This is a genomic window from Acinetobacter sp. YH16042, assembly GCF_013417245.1.
In the GTDB taxonomy this organism is placed as follows: domain Bacteria; phylum Pseudomonadota; class Gammaproteobacteria; order Pseudomonadales; family Moraxellaceae; genus Acinetobacter; species Acinetobacter amyesii.
In genome coordinates, this window is sequence record NZ_VPEJ01000103.1 from 1 (window position 1) to 1,825 (window position 1,825).

Below are 1,825 nucleotides of genomic sequence, written 5' to 3' on the forward strand. Positions count from 1 at the left end.
CTTAAATGGCTTCTAATACTCAGACGATATGCCTAGATCCGAAGCCAAAATATTATGAAGATTGACAATATTTTATCTATAATAGGACTTACGCACTATTATTTATAGATTCTCTGTGGTAGCAGATGATTTTTATCGAGAATAAAGTCATCAATTTTTGCGTCGCACGGGTACAAAATTTTGCATCTCTTAAACTCCACTTTATATTTAATTCGTTATATCGTTTACTACACCATTAACACGGTTTTTACCACACTAGACACACAAATATGCATTTAGAATGAAATGCTGGAAATAAAAAAGGGCGATAGACCCTAGATCCTCGCCCTTTTTCCTTACTGCAATTTATTTTTGCGCTTTGCTCTGCTCTTTAAAACGCGTGTCGTAAATAGCACATTTGCGATCAACCTTAGCCATCGCTCTTTCTAAACCACGAATACGATGTGTATTGTTATATTTTTTAGCGTAGGTCATTTGCTGTGCTAGCTTTTGCTTTTTAATTTCACATGATCTTGCATCGTAGGCAAAGCTTTGAATAGAAATAAGTGATGCACCAATTAAAATAATTGAACGTAATAACATAAGCTGTACCTCTTCATTATTCATCTTAAGTAAATTGTATTTGCAATGATTATAACGAGCATACAGCTGTGCAATAAGGATAAAAAACACAAATTGTAAAATTATAGGACTTACGCACTATTATTTATAGATTCTCTGTGGTAGCAGATGATTTTTATCGAGAATAAAGTCATCAATGAAGTTTTTGATAACTGGTCTAAATAATTTCTTCTGCCAACGATATACATTTTCAAAGATCCGCTCAAACTGGTTCTTTTGTATCTCAACGTAGGCCATCAAGGCTGAAAAAATATGATTCAAAATCAGTTTAGATCGTCTTACTTGAAACTTTTCAATATGACAAACCTGTTTTAATCACCCGGTGATATTGCTCTATTTTCCAATGACTTGAATGTAATTCATGAAAACCCTCAAAGGACAATAAATCATCTTCATCTTGATGCACAATATAAAACCTCTGCTGTTCTTTTAACTGAGTCTTAAATAATTGTACAAAGCCAAAATCTTTGAGCCAGACCACTTGACCCTGATGGAAATCTGGCAATAAACGCAGTTGAAACCATTGTCCTTTTTCTGGGGAAACCTTACGGTTACAGTCGATACCAAACATAAATCGAATACCATATTTTCTTATGGTTTTTAGATTTCCAGTCGATGAATACCAACTATCACCTGTAATAAATTGAATCTTTGCACCCCAACTGAGTACTTCACTTAACATATCCATAAAGTAATCATTCTTGGTTTTACTTTCAGATTTGTCATAAATTCGGAAATTAATTGGAATATTTTGACCATTTTGATCTGTCGCATACAAGGTAATGAGATTAATACCCTTGACGGATCGGTGGTGTTTGCCTGACCAAAAATAGCTAACCAAGTCCATATGTTGACTATATGGTTTATCTAAAACAGTATCATCAATACTGACTATAAGTTTATTATTATCAATATGTTGAATTGATTCTTGATATAGGTCGTGAGGTGTGTAGTCTTCACGCTCTAGAAAGCGATTTACACTATCATGCGAGATATTATAAGTCTCGGCAAGTTGTGTGCAGCTAATAGAGTTCGGTTCTGTCATGAGAAAGCCCATATAAATGGGTAATGTACAAGTTGCTGTAGAAGCATGTTTAATTCGTCTGATCACAGATACTTTATAAAGTATTTTAATACTTTTTTGAATCCGTCAATGCGTAAGTCCTATATAAGATGCTTCTGATTTTTTACCTTCTACTTTTTT

1 protein-coding gene and 1 pseudogene are annotated in these 1,825 nt (G+C 33.7%); both read right to left on the reverse strand.

The genetic code is table 11. The annotated features are described in order from the left end of the window. Nucleotides 1–345: 345 nt before the first annotated feature. The gene (locus FTV37_RS17275) at nt 346–582 is read right to left on the reverse strand and encodes a DUF1090 family protein (RefSeq protein ID WP_174660751.1); all 237 of its coding nucleotides are present in this window, start codon (nt 580–582) and stop codon (nt 346–348) included. A 120-nt stretch (nt 583–702) separates the two neighbouring features. Then, nucleotides 703–1,732 (reverse strand): annotated as a pseudogene (locus FTV37_RS17280) (transposase). Nucleotides 1,733–1,825: the final 93 nt, after the last annotated feature.